Origin of the sequence: Chryseobacterium sp. Leaf180 (assembly GCF_001424585.1) — a bacterium.
Classification (GTDB): Bacteria; Bacteroidota; Bacteroidia; order Flavobacteriales; family Weeksellaceae; genus Chryseobacterium.
This window is the reverse complement of record NZ_LMPJ01000008.1, coordinates 130,293-145,434: the sequence shown is the minus strand read 5'-3', so window position 1 is coordinate 145,434 and position 15,142 is coordinate 130,293. Positions and strand designations below refer to the sequence as shown.

The following is a 15,142-nucleotide window of genomic DNA, read 5'->3' as shown; positions in this document are numbered from 1 at the left end:
TTTTTTATTCTATATCAAAAATGATCTTTTCAGTTTGTTCTTTCAGATCATCAAGGTTCGTATTGTTGTAAATTATACAGTCTGCAAGCTTGATCTTTTCACGTTCTGGCATTTGATTGTGCATTACAGTTTCCACCTCTCGATAGGTCTTATTATCTCGGTCCATCACGCGTTTGATTCGGATGTTGTCTTCGGCCGTCACCAATAGAGATTTATAGCAGTCAAGATGCAGATTCAGTTCAAAAAGCAGAGCGGTTTCTTTAAAAATCAAATATTTCTTTTGATCACGAACCCAAGCTTCAAAATCTTCGCGCACAGCAGGATGAATGATCGAATTGAGTTCAGCTAAAAGAGCTTCATTATTAAAAACAAGTTGGCCTACATATTTTCTGTTGTACATCCCGTTCTCATCATACGCTTCATCGCTCAAAAGCACTTTTATTTTCTGCTTTAGAAAACCATTTTCGTTTACGATATCTTTCGCTCGCTGATCAGAATAATAAACCGGAAATCCACATTCCTCAATGAAATGAGCGACCGTAGTTTTCCCTGAACCAATTCCGCCAGTAAGACCGATGATTTTCGGTTTCGAATCGGGATCGCTGTTTGCGACTTCGCTTTGCAGTTCTTCCATTTTAATATCCAAAAACTTCATTAAAACTAAAAGTCTGATCCAGACGAACTCCTTTTTCAGTCATTTTCAGACTTGCTAATTCATGATGCGCATCGTGCTCGAAAAACAAAAGATATTCATTATCGATGCATTGTTTCAAAAATTTAGCTTTTTCTTCCACGGTAAGTAAAGGTCTTGTGTCATAACCCATCACATAAACCTGTGGAATATGTCCGGTTGTAGGAATTAAATCGGCTGCAAAAACAATCGTCTTTTCCTGGTATTGAATTACAGGAAGCATTTGCTTTTCGGTATGCCCGTCCACAAAAATCACATCCATTTTCAAATCCGGCACGAAACCGTAATTTCCGGTTGACGGTAATGGTAAAAAGTTAAGTTGTCCGCTTTCTTGAATCGGCAGAATATTTTCCTTTAAAAAACTTGCTTTCTCTCTCGCGTTTGGCATCGTTGCCCATTCCCAGTGATTTTCGTTCGTCCAGAAATTTGCATTTTTAAAAGCCGGTCGGTATCCATATTTTCCGTCATTGCATTCGATTGCGCCACCGCAGTGATCAAAATGAAGGTGCGTAAAAAATACATCGGTAATATCTTCTTTTACGAAGCCATATTTTTTTAAGTTTTTTTCAAGATTGTCATCGCCGAAAAGCGAGTAGTGACCAAAGAATTTCTCGTCCTGCTTGTCTCCAAGCCCGCAGTCGATCAGAATCAGTTTTTTACCGTCTTCTACCAAAAGTGAGCGTGTTCCCAGTTCGATGAGATTTTTTTCGTCTGCCGGATTGGTTTTTTCCCAAAGAGTTTTTGGGACGACACCAAACATAGCGCCGCCGTCTAGTTTAAATTTCCCGCACTGTATCGGATATAGTTTCATCGTAATGTATAATTTTAGTTTAAAATAATTCTCCCAAATTTTTCGGTCTGGCAATATTCAGATGTCGGTACGCTTTTTCGGTAACTTCACGTCCGCGAGGCGTTCTGATAATAAAACCCTCCTGAATAAGAAAAGGTTCGTACACTTCCTCTAAAGTTTCAGGATTTTCGGCGATGGATGTTGCCAGAGCAGATATTCCCACAGGCTTTCCACGGAAATTCTCAATCATCGTACGCATGATTTTATTATCCATTTCATCAAGACCAAATTCATCGACGTTTAAAGAATTAAGTGCATATTTCGTAATCTCAATTTCAATTTCGCCATTTCCTTTAATTTCAGCAAAATCTCGCACGCGGCGTAAGAGCGCATTGGCGATTCTGGGTGTTCCACGACTTCTGCGAGCAATCTCTATCGCAGCATCTTCGTAAATTTTCACACCTAAAACGCGTGCACTTCTTATGATAATTGTAGAAAGCAACTCAATTGAATAATATTCTAAACGGCTTTGAATTCCGAATCTTGCCAACATAGGTTTAGTCAGCATTCCGCTTCGGGTCGTTGCGCCGATAAGTGTGAAAGGATTTAAATTGATTTGGACGCTTCGAGCATTGGGCCCGGTTTCAAGCATAATGTCAATCTTATAATCTTCCATTGCAGAATAAAGATATTCTTCTACAATCGGCGATAAACGGTGAATTTCATCAATAAATAGAACGTCATTTTCTTCCAGATTGGTGAGCAAACCGGCAAGACTTCCGGGTTTATCCAAAACCGGTCCCGAAGTTATTTTGCAGCTCACACCCAACTCATTTGCAATGATATGTGACAAAGTAGTTTTCCCCAAACCCGGCGGACCGTGCAGCAGGACATGATCCAAAGCGCCACCACGGTTTTTTGCAGCAGCTACAAATACCTCCAGATTGTCTAATGTTTTCTGCTGACCTGCAAAATCTCTGAAACTCTGCGGACGGATTTTTTCTTCCTGGTTCAGCTCATCGTCAGAAAAATTTTCTTTATCAGGATGTAAAAAATCGGGCATTAATTGTTTTGGTTTACCTCAAAGATAGGAATTTTAGACAAAGTCTGAAATTGTATTTGTATTTTAGCCTGTATGAAATTGATCGGTCCTTTTAAGCAAATTATTACGCTCGCCAATCTTCCTTTGCGCGGAAAACTGAATGATGAGCAACTCGAAATCATTGTTGATGGAGGCGTTTTGGTTGATAACGGAAAAATTTCAGAAACAGGAAATTTTTCTTTTTTAAAAAATAAATTTCCCGACGCTGATTTCGAAAAGGTTGAAGAAGATCACGTGCTTTTGCCTGCGTTTACAGATTGTCATACACACATTTGCTTTGGCGGAAACCGCGCCAATGATTTTGCGATGCGCAATGCAGGAAAAACCTATCTCGAAATAGCTGAAAGCGGCGGCGGAATCTGGAGTTCAGTAATTCATACACGTGAAGCCTCTTTTGAATATTTGCTTGAAACTTTACATGAAAGAATAAAAAAGCTCACATATTTAGGCATCACAACCATCGAGATCAAAAGCGGTTACGGTTTGGATGTAGAGAACGAAATTAAAATGCTCCGTGTAATAAAAGAAGCGCAGAAAACTACACCGGCTACTTTGGTTCCCACATGTCTTTCGGCACATTTGAAACCGCGCGATTTTGAGGGAAGTAGTGAAGATTATCTTAATTTTATCGTTGATGAAATTCTTCCTAAAGTAAAGAACGAAAACTTAGCCAAAAGGATAGACATTTTTATCGAAAAATCTGCTTTTCAGCCGCAAGAGAGCAAAGCATTTTTATTAAAAACGAAAGAACTCGGTTTTGAAATTACAGTTCACGCAGATCAGTTTACAGCAGGCAGTTCGAGAATTGCTGTGGAAGTTGGAGCCAAGTCGGCAGATCATTTGGAGGCAACCATTGAGGATGATATTAAATTTCTTGCAGAATCAGGTACTGTTGCCGTTGCACTTCCCGGAGCAAGTTTAGGACTTGGCGAAAAATTTACGCCTGCAAGAAAACTTCTGGATGCTGGCGCAATTTTGGCTATAGCAAGTGATTGGAATCCGGGATCGGCGCCTATGGGAAATCTGATCACACAGGCTTCCATTCTGGCAACTTTTGAAAAACTGACTACCGCAGAAGTTTTGGCAGCAATCACTTTCAGAGCGGCTCATGCGCTAGGTATTGATGATCGAGGAAGAATTGAAAAAGGTGCTAAAGCTGATTTTGTGAGTTTTAAAACTGATAATTTTCAGAATATACTATATCATCAGGGAAGTTTGTCGGCAGCTAAGGTGTATGTTGACGGAAATAAAATTTAAAAAATGGAGAATATCTGGCAAGGCAGAAACGACGGCGATGATCTTTTATATCATAGGATTTTTCAACGCATTCAGTCAATAAATGATTTTAATAATATTGCAACGAAAGATTTCGTTTTACATGGCTTTGCAGTGGATGAAGGTGTAAAGCGAAATAAAGGTCGTGAAGGCGCAAGATCCGCTCCCGATGTTATCCGAAAAAACATGTCTAATTTTCCTGTTGTTTTACCCGATTTTACTCTGTTTGATGCGGGAAACATTAATAGCGAAAATAATTCTTTAGAAGAAAGTCAGGAAAAACTGGCTCAAAAGGTTTCTGATGTTTTACAGAAAAACGGAAGATCTGTTGTACTTGGCGGCGGTCATGAAGTAATGTTTGCTCATTATTCGGGAATTCGAAAAGCTTTTCCTGATAAAAAAATTGGAATTATAAATATTGATGCGCATTTTGATAACCGTAAACCTGATGAAAATATCGGTGCCTCTTCCGGTACAGGATTTTGGCAGATTTCGCAGGAAGATAATACTTCAAGTCTTCATATAGGAATTCAGAGAAATTCTAACACTTTAAAACTGTTTGATACTGCGCATCAGCTTAACATGAAATACATTCTTGCTGATGAAATTTTCTTTGAAAATCTACCTTCCATTTATCAGCGAATTACAGAATTTGCAGATTCGGTAGAAGTTTTGTATGTGACGGTCTGTATGGATGTTTTTAATGCCTCGATAGCGCCGGGAGTTTCTGCGCCTTCACACAACGGTATTTTTGCCGATGCTTCTTTTATGCATTTTTACCGGCATATTTTGAAGAGTGAAAATCTTGTCGCTTTAGATGTCGCTGAAGTTAATCCTGAGTTTGATATACAGGATCGCACGGCTAGACTTGCTGCAAGCCTAGTAAACGAATGGTTTATGATTTAAAATATTTTACATACAACAAACAATTTTAAGGAACATTATTTGTTCCTTATTTTTTTTAATAAATATTATGAACGAAGAAATTAAAAATAAGTTGCAGCAAGCTGACGCTGCATTTAGACATTGGAAAAATACAGACTTTGACGATAGACAGAAATTAATCAGAAAAGCAGCTTCCATCTTAAAAGACAGAGCAGAAGAATTTGGGAAAATCATTACGAAAGAAATGAATAAACCGATTTCACAATCCATTTCTGAGGTGGAAAAATGTGCTTTGATGATGGAATATTACGCTGATGCAGAAAATGTTTTGAAGCCAGAAAAAATAGAATCTGAATTTACTATTTCTGAAATCCATTACGTACCAAAAGGCGTAGTTCTGGGAGTTATGCCTTGGAACTTCCCCTTCTGGCAGGTTTTACGTTTTGCAACGCCAACAATTCTCGCCGGAAACACAATGGTTTTAAAACATGCTTCAATCTGTTTTGAAAGCGGAAATGCGATTGAGAAAGTATTTATTGAAGCGGGTTTTCCTGAAGGAATTTTCCAGAATCTGGAAGTTGATCATAAGGCGGTAAAAGCGATTCTTGAACACGACGCGGTGAAAGCGGTAAGTCTTACAGGAAGTGAAAAAGCTGGTGCCGAAGTCGCTTCTATCGCTGGAAGTAAGATTAAAAAATCTTTGCTCGAGCTGGGCGGAAGTGATGCATTTATCATTTTAGACGATGCAGATTTAGATGATGCAGCGAAAACCGGGGCTTTGGCAAGACTACAAAATTGCGGACAAACCTGTGTTGCTGCAAAAAGGTTTATCATTCAAAACAGTATCAGAGATAAGTTTTTACCAAAATTTATTAAGGAATATAAAAAGTTTGTTCCTTCAGATCCGATGAATAAAGAAACTAAGATTGCCGGCATGGCGCGCGCAGATCTTGCAGATGATCTATTAAAACAGTACGAAAAAGCGCTTGAAAATGGCGCTGAAGTTATTATTCCTTTAGAAAAAATTTCAGATAATGAATTTATACCTGGTTTGATTTCGGTAAAAGAAGGAAATCCTATTTTGCAGGAAGAATTATTTGGCCCGCTCGGAATGGTTTTGTTTGGCGAAAATGATGAAGAAATTCTAAAACTGGCAAATGATATTCCTTTTGGTCTTTCTAATGCAGTTTGGACAAAAGATAAGAAGCGCCAGCAGTTTTTCACCGAAGGATTGGAATCAGGAACGGTAAATGTGAACCGGATGACGAGTTCAGATCCGAGGTTTCCGTTTGGTGGAACCAAATCCTCAGGTTACGGAACAGAGCTTTCTTTGTTAGCTTTACGTGAATTTGTCACCGCAAAAACCATCATTGGAAATTAAATAAAGAAGCCTGAAATAGTAATTTCAGGCTTCTTTATTTTAAATTGTTGTCAGTCTCAGCGTATTTGTTTTTCCGCCTTCGTATGAAGGTGTAGCATTGATGTTAATGACAAAATCACCGCTTTCGATGTACCCGTGGTTATGCGTCAACATATTCACCTGAATAATTGTCTCGTCCGTTGGTTTGTTCATATCGTAATAATACGCACGAACGCCCCAAAGTAAATTCAGCATCGCAATTACTCTTTTATTTCCACTGTAAACAATAATGTGCGAGTTTGGTCTGTGCGCAGAAAGCTGGAATGCGGTGTAACCTGAATGTGTAAGCGTCACTATCGCCGCAACATTTGTACTTTTTGCAATCCTTACCGCTGCCAAACATACACGGTTTGTGATAAAACGTTCGTCGATGCAGTTGAAATCTTTTTCAATCGGCGCATTTTTATGCTGATAAAAACTGGTCTTTTCAATATTCTGAACAATCTTCGTCATATTCTCTACAACCTGCACCGGATATCTTCCTACAGAAGTTTCTCCGGAAAGCATTACCGCATCGGCGCCATCAAGCACAGAATTTGCCACGTCATTTACTTCCGCTCTGGTTGGTGTAAGACTGTTAATCATCGTTTCCATCATCTGGGTAGCGATAATGACAGGTTTGGAATAAAATCTTGCCTTCTCAACCAGATTTTTTTGAATTGCCGGAACTTCTTCCATAGGAACTTCTACACCAAGATCTCCACGTGCAACCATGATGGCATCACATTCCAATAAAATTTCTTCAATATTTTTTACTCCTTCTGGCTTCTCTATTTTAGCAATAATCGGTGTCTTGAATTTTCCGTTTGGATGCAGGGCAATTAATTCTTTCAAATCAATAATATCCTGAGCATGACGTACGAAGGAAAGCGCAATCCAGTCGACTTCCATATCCATCATAAAATTGGCATCCTGAATATCTTTTTCGGTAAGTGCCGGCAGAGAAACGTTTGTATTCGGAAGGTTTACGCCTTTTTTCGAACTAAGCGGTCCACCCTGAATGGTTTTCGCCTTCACAGTGTCGATTTTGTTGGTTTCCAGAACTTCCAGAACCAGTTTACCGTCATCAATCAAAATTCTCTCGCCAACATTTACATCCTGCGGAAACTGTTGATATGTCATATAGGCAATCGTAGAATCACCTTCAATTTTTTCATTGGTAAAGGTTAAAACATCACCAGGATTAAGATAAGAACCTTCTTTAATAACCCCAACACGAAGTTTTGGTCCCTGAAGATCTCCCAAAATGCTCACCGAGTAACCGTATTCTCTATTCAGATCACGGATATTTTTGATATTGGCACGTACAAGATCGTAATCTGCGTGCGAGAAATTTATTCTGAAAACATCCACTCCGGCTTTCATCAATCCAAGCATTACTTCTTTAGAAGATGAAGCTGGGCCGAGTGTAGCAATTATTTTTGTCTTTTTTAAAAATTTATTCATAATACTGTAATATTTGATAAAGTTCTTCCTCAGAACTTAATACATAATCCTGCTGTGGAAAGACAAGATTTTCAGGGAGCAAAATTACGGAAAAATCAGGAAAATGTTCGGAACTATGAAGAATATATTCGACATCCGTCTTATTATTTAATAAAAACTTAATATTTTCTTCACCCGTAAAAAGCTCTCTCTTAACCTTTTTCTGTACACTTTCTGACGATTTATTAGAAACAAAGGTGAAGCAGGTTTCCGAAAACTGATGATAAGCCTGAAATCTCATGAAGTGATAATCGTAATATATACCGTGATATATGACGTCTTTGATTCGTGAAAATTTCAGCTGATTTATATGATTTACATGGAAAAAAAATTCATGATCTGCAATGTTTTTTGCCAGACGGATCAGCGACACGTTGATAAATTCTGTGTCGGTTTCGTCATCGTCATAAAGATTTTGGACTCCCAAGTATATTTTCTTTCTTGTTTAGGATGTAAAAAGCTCGTTGCGCAGATTTTTCTTCAGCTTTCTTTTTCGAAGTTTCTGTCGCATTGGCGATTTTTTCGTTTTCCAGCCAGACATGACAGCGGAAAACTACCGATTTATTTACCTGAATTTCTTCACAGGTATCATATTTTATGTTAAGCTTTTTTTTCTGGCTCCATTCCAGTAGTAAACTTTTATAACTTACAATTTTGTGCTCGAGCTTATTGATTTCTGAAGGTGTGAGCAGTTTTTCCAAAACGATTCTCTTGCAGGTTTCGTATTGAAAATCTAGATATATAGCACCGATTAACGCTTCAAAAAGATTTCCTGAGATGTTTTCTCCAAGAGAGGTAATCACGTTGCTTTTAGATAAAAGTTCAGTCAGTTTCAGCTGGTCACCGAGTTTATTCAAATTTTTTCTGTTGACGATTTTAGACTTCATCTGCGTAAGATATCCTTCATTCGCCTTCGGATAGGTGTGAAAAAGATGGCAGGATATGATGGTGCCTAAAACCGAATCTCCCAAAAACTCCAGCCGCTCATAATTTGAATCGTGGTTTTTTGAAGAGTTTTTAACAGCAAAAGCTTCCCGGTAAAAGCTTATATTTTGAATTTCGATTCCCAGAATTTTCTGGAGTTCGATGCTCAAAAAATAATCTCTTTCCGTGAGAGTTTTTTTTCTTTGCTTGAGAAGGAATTTAGAAAAATATTTCTGTAACTCCATTCATTGTCAATTAGATTTTCTTAAAAAGTACGCAGGCATTGTGACCGCCGAAGCCAAATGTATTGCTCATCGCTACATTTACTTCTTTTTTCGCTGCGTGGTTAAAGGTAAAATTCAGTCTGCTGTCGATTCTTTCATCATCTGTAAAATGATTGATCGTTGGAGGTACAATTCCGTGAATAATTGCGTGAAGGGCTGCAATAGCTTCAATCACTCCCGCAGCACCTAAAAGGTGACCGGTCATAGATTTGGTAGAATTGATCTGAATATTGTAAGCGTGCTCGCCCAAAAGCCTTGAGATGGCACTAGACTCGGCAATATCGCCAAGTGGAGTAGAAGTACCGTGCATATTAATGTGGTCTACATCGTTTGCTGTAAGACCGGCATCTTCCAGACAGTTTTTCATTACAAGATAAGCGCCGAGCCCTTCAGGATGTGGAGCTGTCATGTGATGAGCATCTGCACTCATACCGCCACCCAAAAGTTCAGCGTAAATAGTTGCACCACGTTTTACAGCATGCTCATATTCTTCAAGAATTATACATCCTGCACCTTCACCCAAAACAAAACCATCTCGGTCTTTGTCAAATGGCCTTGAAGCTGTCGTAGGATCTTCGTTTCTTGTTGAAAGTGCCATCATGGCATTAAAACCACCAACACCGCTTGCTGTAACTGCTGCTTCAGAACCTCCGCATACGATAACATCCGCCTTACCAAGCTGAATGATCATTTTAGAATCAATCAACGCATTGGCAGAAGATGCGCAAGCTGAAACAGTTGTATAATTCGGACCGTGGAAACCGTACTCAATTGAAATGTGTCCCGGTGTAATATCCGCGATCATTTTCGGAATGAAGAAAGGATTAAACCTAGGAATTTCTGTGTTTGCCCACCCTAAAACCTCAGTTTCAAAAGTTTCTAAACCACCGATTCCTGATCCCCAGATAACTCCGACTCTGTTTTTGTCTACATTGTCTTCAATAATTCGCGAGTGCGTCACAGCTTCCCTTGCGGCAACGAGGCCAAGCTGTGTATTTCGGTCCATTTTCTTAGCATCTTTTTTGTCAAAATGCTGAAGAGGATCAAAATTCTTTACTTCACAGGCAAATTTTGTTTTAAAGTTTGTGGCATCGAAAAGAGTAATCGGAGCGGCTCCGCTCTTGCCTTGCAAAAGGCTTTCCCAGTATTCTCCTACATTATTACCGATTGGTGTCAATGCGCCAAATCCGGTTACAACTACTCTTTTCAATTCCATAAACTTACTTTAATTTTCTTTTCGTTGAAGAATATTATTTGTTCACCACTTCTTCAATATACGCGATAGCGTGACCTACAGTAGTGATCTTTTCTGCTTGATCATCAGGGATTTGAATGTTAAATTCTTTTTCAAATTCCATAATTAATTCAACAGTATCTAGTGAGTCAGCTCCCAAATCATTTGTGAAGCTAGCCTCAGGAGTTACTTCTGTTTCTTCAACGTCAAGCTTATCAGCGATGATAGCTTTTACTCTTGATGCAATGTCTGACATAGTATTTTTTTTTATTGTTAGATGCTGCAAATATATAAAAATCTCAACACTTCCACATTCTTTTGCGCTTTTTTGTACGCTTGAAAATCTTGTTTATGGCTTTGAAATTCTATCAATATCGTTATCAATTGTTTATCTAAAATCGAGTAGTTGAATTATGTTTCGACCTTATCATAAATTATGAGATATTAATTTCTGCTTAATCTATTATATAAGGATAATAATATACCTCATCGCCCGTTTTTTATTTGAAAAAATTTAACACTTTTGGCAGTGATTTTTATTTGTGGGTAAGTAATTAAAATACTTACATTTGACTTTTGTAAGTGAATAAGTCACAAATTGGGATGTGATATATTATTTTTAATAATAAATACCACATATTTTATTTTCTGGTCTAATTCACTTACTGTTGATGGTTTATGAGAAATTTTTTAACCGCAAAAGGTGAAAAATCATTTATGATGGCTTGCTTTTTGGTAAAACTAGAAAATAAAAAAACAGAATATAGAAATACAAACACAAGGATGGAAAAAATTAAAATCAACTTGCCGCTGGGAAAAAATCAAGACGAAATTAAAATTCATGGCTTTTCTATCAATGAGATTTTACGGTTTTTATGTGAAGCAGATAACGGAAGTTTCGACAGGATTATCATTAAATATGATGCTGTTGAAAATCTTTTGTTTTTTGCAAGCGAAGAAGGGGTGAAATTTCCTGAGTATGGACATTTCATGACAAAAATCTCAGAAAGTCGATATGCCGAGGTATTTAGTTTCAGCAAAGTTTTATAGAAACTTTAATTGTTGCTGCGGGTTAGAACTTCTCTTTACAAGGGAAGTTTTTTTATTTTTGTCTATACCTAAAATTTTAAGTTTAAAATATGAAAAAAATATTTCTGACGCTTGCTGTCATTATTCTTTCACAACAGGCTTTTTCGCAGGATCTTTACATGCCGCGAAATATTAAGAAAGCTTATGATAAAGGCACTCGTGACCGTTCTGGTGCACCAGGAAAAAATTACTGGCAAAACAAAGGCATTTACACAGTAGATGTAAAAGTCGATGACCAGACGAAAATAGTTTCGGGAAAAGAAACCATTGTTTACTCGAATAACAGTCCTGATGATTTGAATTTTCTGGCGATTCGTTTTGTAAATAATCTACACAAGCCACAATCACCACGTTCAGGTTCTGTCTCACAAAATTTTCTTTCATCAGGTTTAAAAATTAAATCTTTTGCCGTAAACGGCGAAAAGTACAATGTCAACAGTGAAAACTGGGGAACTGTGGAGCGTGTGAAACTGAATTCTGCTTTAAAATCTAAAACGCAGTCTGAAGTAAAAATCGAGTGGGAATATCCGCTGTCGGTAGAAAGCGGGCGCGAAGGGCAGATTGATCCTGAAACTTTTTACGTTGCATATTCCTTTCCGAGAATTTCTGTGTACGACGATTATAATGGTTGGGATATGATTCCGCATACCGACCGGCAGGAGTTTTATAATGATTTTAATGATTATTCATTTGCTATTTCCGCACCTAAAGATTTCGTTGTCTGGTCTACAGGAACTTTTCAAAATCCGGAAGAAGTTTTAGAAACGAAATATTTAGAACGGTATAAGACTTCTTTAAATAGCGATAAGATCATTCACATAGCCGATGAAAGTGAAATGAAATCTGGCAAAGTCACCAAAAATAAAGCTTGGAATATCTGGAGATTTAAGGCAGATCATATCACCGATTTCTGTTTTGCTTTAAGCAACCATTATGTTTGGGACGCTTCAAGTGTACAGTTGAAAACCAAAAGAGCGAGTGTGCAGTCTGCATACAAAGCCGGCGCGAAAGATTTTGAAAAATATACCGAATGGATGCGCTATAATCTGAAATGGTTTTCAGAAAACTGGCCAGGTGTAGAATATCCTTTTCCTGCAATGACGGCAATTCAGGGTTTTGCCGATATGGAATATCCAATGATGATCAACGATACCAGTATTCCGGATGATCTTCAGGATGCAAGGTTGACGGCCGATCACGAGATCGCGCATACATATTTTCCTTTTTATATGGGAATCAACGAGACACGGTACGCTTTTATGGATGAAGGCTGGGCAACGACTTTAGAATATCTCATCGGCATCGACGAAAACGGTAAAGAAGCCGCAGAAAATTTTTATAAAAACTTCAGGGTAAAAAAATGGATTTTAGATCCGTCAGCTGAACAGGATCAGCCAATTATCACGATGAGTACTCAGGTGAGCGGCGCGGGCTACGGCAATAATTCCTATGTGAAATCATCACTTTCGTATCTCGCTCTGAAAGATTATCTCGGCGATCCACTGTTTAAAAAAGCGCTGCATCATTATATGGATAACTGGAATGGCAAACATCCGATTCCGTGGGATTATTTTTACTCAATGAATACTGGCTCTGGGAAAAATCTCAACTGGTTCTTTAATAATTGGTTTTACACAAACAATTACATCGATTTGAAGATTGCAACTGTAAGTGAGCAAAATAAGCAATTGGTCTTAACGGTTGAGAACATTGGGGGATTTGCAGTCCCGTTTGATGTGGTTTTGACGTACTCAGACGGTACAACTGAGAGAGGTCATTTCACACCGGCAGTTTGGGAAAAAGATCAGAAAATCACCAATCTGAAAATTCCGGCTAAGAAAAAACTTAAATCCATCAATCTCGATGGCGGTATCTTTATGGATTATACACCGGCAGACAATCAGAAATCATTTTAAAAGTATTAAAAACCTTTTCATCATCTGAAAAGGTTTTTTTTATGATTCTGCGAAACCGTTTTTCAAGGCAAAAACTGCAAGACCGACCCGGCTTTTCAGGTCAAGTTTTTCGCAAAGCTGATCTCTGTAACTTTCGACAGTACGCGGACTGCAGCACATTTTGTCGGCGATTTCTTTGTAGCTCATTTCGCTCACCACAAATTTTAAAAACTCTTTTTCACGCTCAGAAAATTTGATCTCCGGATTTTCTTCTTTGTTTTTAAAATTCGAAAAAATAATCTTCGATGCCCATTCCGGATAGTAAAAACCATCTTCCTGCATTCTTTTCAACGCTTTTTCAAGATCTGCTGGATGTGTATTTTTTAATAAATATCCCTTGGCGCCGTTTTTCACCATTTTTATCACGCTGTTGTCGTCGCCCTGCATGCTAAGCGCCATCGTTTTGATATCCGGAAAATCTTGCTGAAGCCAAAGCGCCGTTTCAAAACCATCCATTTCCGGCATGCTGATGTCGAGAAGAATGATTTCTGGTTTCTGATCATTTTTAATAATGCTCTTCTGAAGTCTTTTGCCGTTTTCGCATACGTAAAGCACTTCAAAATCTGCAAAATTATTGATGATATTTTCCAGCGCTTTGGCAATCAAAATGTGATCATCGACGATCACGACAGTTGTTTTCATGGTTTTTTATTTGACTGAATGATTATTTCTGTGCCTTCATTTTCTTTTGAATTTAAGCTGAAATCTGCCTTAATGATCTCTGCGCGTTTTCTCATATTTGAAAGCCCGATTCCGTTTGATTTTATTAAATCTTCTGAAAAACCTTTTCCGTCGTCTTTAATGCTCAGTTTCCAAAGTAAATTTTCGGATGATTCCAGATTGATGTGAATTGCCTTGCAATTGCTGTGTTTAATGCTGTTCTGAATAAATTCCTGCACAATTCTCAACAAAACATTTTTATCTGAAAAGCTCAGATCATCTTTTATAAAATTATTTTCAAAAAAGATTTCGCATTTCTTCAGCGATTTTATTTTCTGCACTTCATTTTCAATCAGGCTCACGACATTTTTCTGCTGAATATTGTCGTCCGTCAGCGTTAGGGAGAGATTCCGAAGATCCTGAAGCGACTCATTCGTAATCTGTGAAATCTGATCTATCTGTTCATTTCCTTCAGTTTTATTTTCGTATAGAAACTGCTGCGCGTAAAGACTTACCAAAGTGAGTTTCTGCCCGATATTATCGTGCAGTTCGCGCCCGATTTGCTGCATCGTATCTTTTTGAATTTCGATCTGCATCGTGAGAAGTTCCTTTTCGTGAATTTCATTTTTAATCTGCAGTTCGTTCATATATTCCTTTTTGCGGGCGCGGTATTTATTGATATATAAAACGATCGCGATGACAAACATCACGAAAAACAGATTGAAGACAATCAGCGTGACTAATAATTCTGTTTTCCCCATATAAAAGATGCTGAAAATAAAGCGTACATCAGAATATCTGAAGTCTGCGCGTATGTGCAGTAAACCTGCCACAGATCGCTGTAGCCATAATATAAAATTTTATAAAATGTATAAAAAGGCAGCGTGCCGATATAAAATAAAGTGACGCCGAGATTGATGTAAAACATTCTGTTTTGTCTGAAATTCAAAATATCATCGGAATACAGTTGTTTCGCATATTCTGAAATCACCAGCATTAAAAGCAAAAAACAGCCAAATGTATAATTAAACGAATTGATAATAGTGCTTTTGCTGAAGTACAGTTCGCTCGGCAGAAAAGAAATCAGATACAGAAAAGCAAAGAGCCAAAACATTCCTGATTTCCGCTTGAAACTTCGTGTATAAAGCCAAAAAAGGAAAATAAACTGAAACGGAATCACCAGATAATTGTAGTAATACATTTTTGGGAAATCGAAAAATAAATTTCCGAATCGTCCGAACAGGTCTAATATAAATATGCTGACTAGATAATATGCAAAAAATTTCCAGCGGTTTTCTTTTAAAAATTTGAAATAATAGATAGCGACACAAGCAGCAATTCCTTCTGA

The 15,142-nt window shown here is 37.9% G+C and carries 16 protein-coding genes; 5 read left to right on the top strand and 11 right to left on the bottom strand.

The features are described from left to right. Positions 1-4 precede the first annotated feature (4 nt). From coaE to ruvB, 3 genes are read right to left on the bottom strand one after another with little or no spacing between them, the layout of a single operon-like run. Positions 5-634, bottom strand: a complete 630-nt coding sequence (gene coaE / locus ASG01_RS08405; protein WP_055862902.1) for a dephospho-CoA kinase — start codon at positions 632-634, stop codon at positions 5-7. 1 nt (position 635) lies between these two features. Beyond that, positions 636-1,502 (bottom strand): MBL fold metallo-hydrolase, encoded by an 867-nt coding sequence (locus ASG01_RS08400; RefSeq protein WP_055862646.1) that lies wholly within the window; start codon positions 1,500-1,502, stop codon positions 636-638. Between the two features lie 19 nt (positions 1,503-1,521). Continuing rightward, positions 1,522-2,544, bottom strand: coding sequence for a Holliday junction branch migration DNA helicase RuvB (ruvB, locus tag ASG01_RS08395; protein WP_055862644.1), 1,023 nt, complete (start codon positions 2,542-2,544; stop codon positions 1,522-1,524). A 72-nt stretch (positions 2,545-2,616) separates the two neighbouring features. On the opposite strand from ruvB, the gene hutI reads away from it, so the two are divergent. The 3 genes from hutI (at position 2,617) to ASG01_RS08380 (ending at position 6,124) form a co-directional block, all read left to right on the top strand. After that, positions 2,617-3,840: an imidazolonepropionase gene (gene hutI, locus ASG01_RS08390; RefSeq protein WP_055862642.1), complete on the top strand. Its 1,224-nt coding sequence runs from the start codon at positions 2,617-2,619 to the stop codon at positions 3,838-3,840. Between the two features lie 3 nt (positions 3,841-3,843). Beyond that, complete coding sequence (hutG, locus tag ASG01_RS08385) at positions 3,844-4,764, top strand: formimidoylglutamase (protein WP_055862640.1); 921 nt, start codon at positions 3,844-3,846, stop codon at positions 4,762-4,764. A gap of 67 nt (positions 4,765-4,831) precedes the next feature. Beyond that, entirely contained in the window at positions 4,832-6,124 is a 1,293-nt protein-coding gene (locus ASG01_RS08380; protein WP_055862638.1) for an aldehyde dehydrogenase family protein, read from the top strand. A 39-nt stretch (positions 6,125-6,163) separates the two neighbouring features. Here the strand turns inward: ASG01_RS08380 and pyk are convergent, their stop codons facing one another. Genes pyk through ASG01_RS08355 form a run of 5 tightly spaced genes read right to left on the bottom strand, consistent with a single transcriptional unit; the run spans position 6,164 to position 10,346 of the window. After that, complete coding sequence (gene pyk / locus ASG01_RS08375; RefSeq protein ID WP_055862636.1) at positions 6,164-7,609, bottom strand: pyruvate kinase; 1,446 nt, start codon at positions 7,607-7,609, stop codon at positions 6,164-6,166. Further along, positions 7,602-8,075 carry an IPExxxVDY family protein gene (locus tag ASG01_RS08370; RefSeq protein ID WP_055862634.1) on the bottom strand — a complete coding sequence of 158 codons (474 nt, stop codon included), beginning with the start codon at positions 8,073-8,075 and terminating at the stop codon, positions 7,602-7,604. Before ASG01_RS08370 ends, pyk begins: the two co-directional genes overlap by 8 nt. Then, positions 8,053-8,817, bottom strand: coding sequence for a ribonuclease III (gene rnc / locus ASG01_RS08365; protein ID WP_055862633.1), 765 nt, complete (start codon positions 8,815-8,817; stop codon positions 8,053-8,055). The genes ASG01_RS08370 and rnc overlap by 23 nt, the downstream gene beginning before the upstream one ends. Positions 8,818-8,827: 10 nt before the next feature. Continuing rightward, entirely contained in the window at positions 8,828-10,072 is a 1,245-nt protein-coding gene (gene fabF / locus ASG01_RS08360; RefSeq protein ID WP_055862631.1) for a beta-ketoacyl-ACP synthase II, read from the bottom strand. Positions 10,073-10,106: 34 nt separating this feature from the next. Next, positions 10,107-10,346 carry an acyl carrier protein gene (locus tag ASG01_RS08355; protein WP_002976354.1) on the bottom strand — a complete coding sequence of 80 codons (240 nt, stop codon included), beginning with the start codon at positions 10,344-10,346 and terminating at the stop codon, positions 10,107-10,109. 527 nt (positions 10,347-10,873) lie between these two features. On the opposite strand from ASG01_RS08355, the gene ASG01_RS08350 reads away from it, so the two are divergent. Together ASG01_RS08350 and ASG01_RS08345 are read left to right on the top strand one after the other, a co-directional pair. Next, positions 10,874-11,140 (top strand): hypothetical protein, encoded by a 267-nt coding sequence (locus tag ASG01_RS08350; RefSeq protein ID WP_131725349.1) that lies wholly within the window; start codon positions 10,874-10,876, stop codon positions 11,138-11,140. 89 nt (positions 11,141-11,229) lie between these two features. After that, positions 11,230-13,095 (top strand): M1 family metallopeptidase, encoded by a 1,866-nt coding sequence (locus ASG01_RS08345; RefSeq protein ID WP_055862626.1) that lies wholly within the window; start codon positions 11,230-11,232, stop codon positions 13,093-13,095. 39 nt (positions 13,096-13,134) lie between these two features. Here ASG01_RS08345 and ASG01_RS08340 read toward each other — a convergent pair whose 3' ends face one another. The 3 genes from ASG01_RS08340 to ASG01_RS08330 are packed head-to-tail and all read right to left on the bottom strand — an operon-like array spanning position 13,135 to position 14,995. Then, positions 13,135-13,776 carry a response regulator transcription factor gene (locus ASG01_RS08340; protein ID WP_055862624.1) on the bottom strand — a complete coding sequence of 214 codons (642 nt, stop codon included), beginning with the start codon at positions 13,774-13,776 and terminating at the stop codon, positions 13,135-13,137. Beyond that, on the bottom strand, positions 13,773-14,555 hold the full coding sequence (locus ASG01_RS08335; RefSeq protein WP_055862622.1) for a sensor histidine kinase: 783 nt from the start codon (positions 14,553-14,555) through the stop codon (positions 13,773-13,775). Before ASG01_RS08335 ends, ASG01_RS08340 begins: the two co-directional genes overlap by 4 nt. Continuing rightward, positions 14,534-14,995 (bottom strand): hypothetical protein, encoded by a 462-nt coding sequence (locus ASG01_RS08330; protein WP_238584528.1) that lies wholly within the window; start codon positions 14,993-14,995, stop codon positions 14,534-14,536. The genes ASG01_RS08335 and ASG01_RS08330 overlap by 22 nt, the downstream gene beginning before the upstream one ends. Positions 14,996-15,142 lie beyond the last annotated feature (147 nt).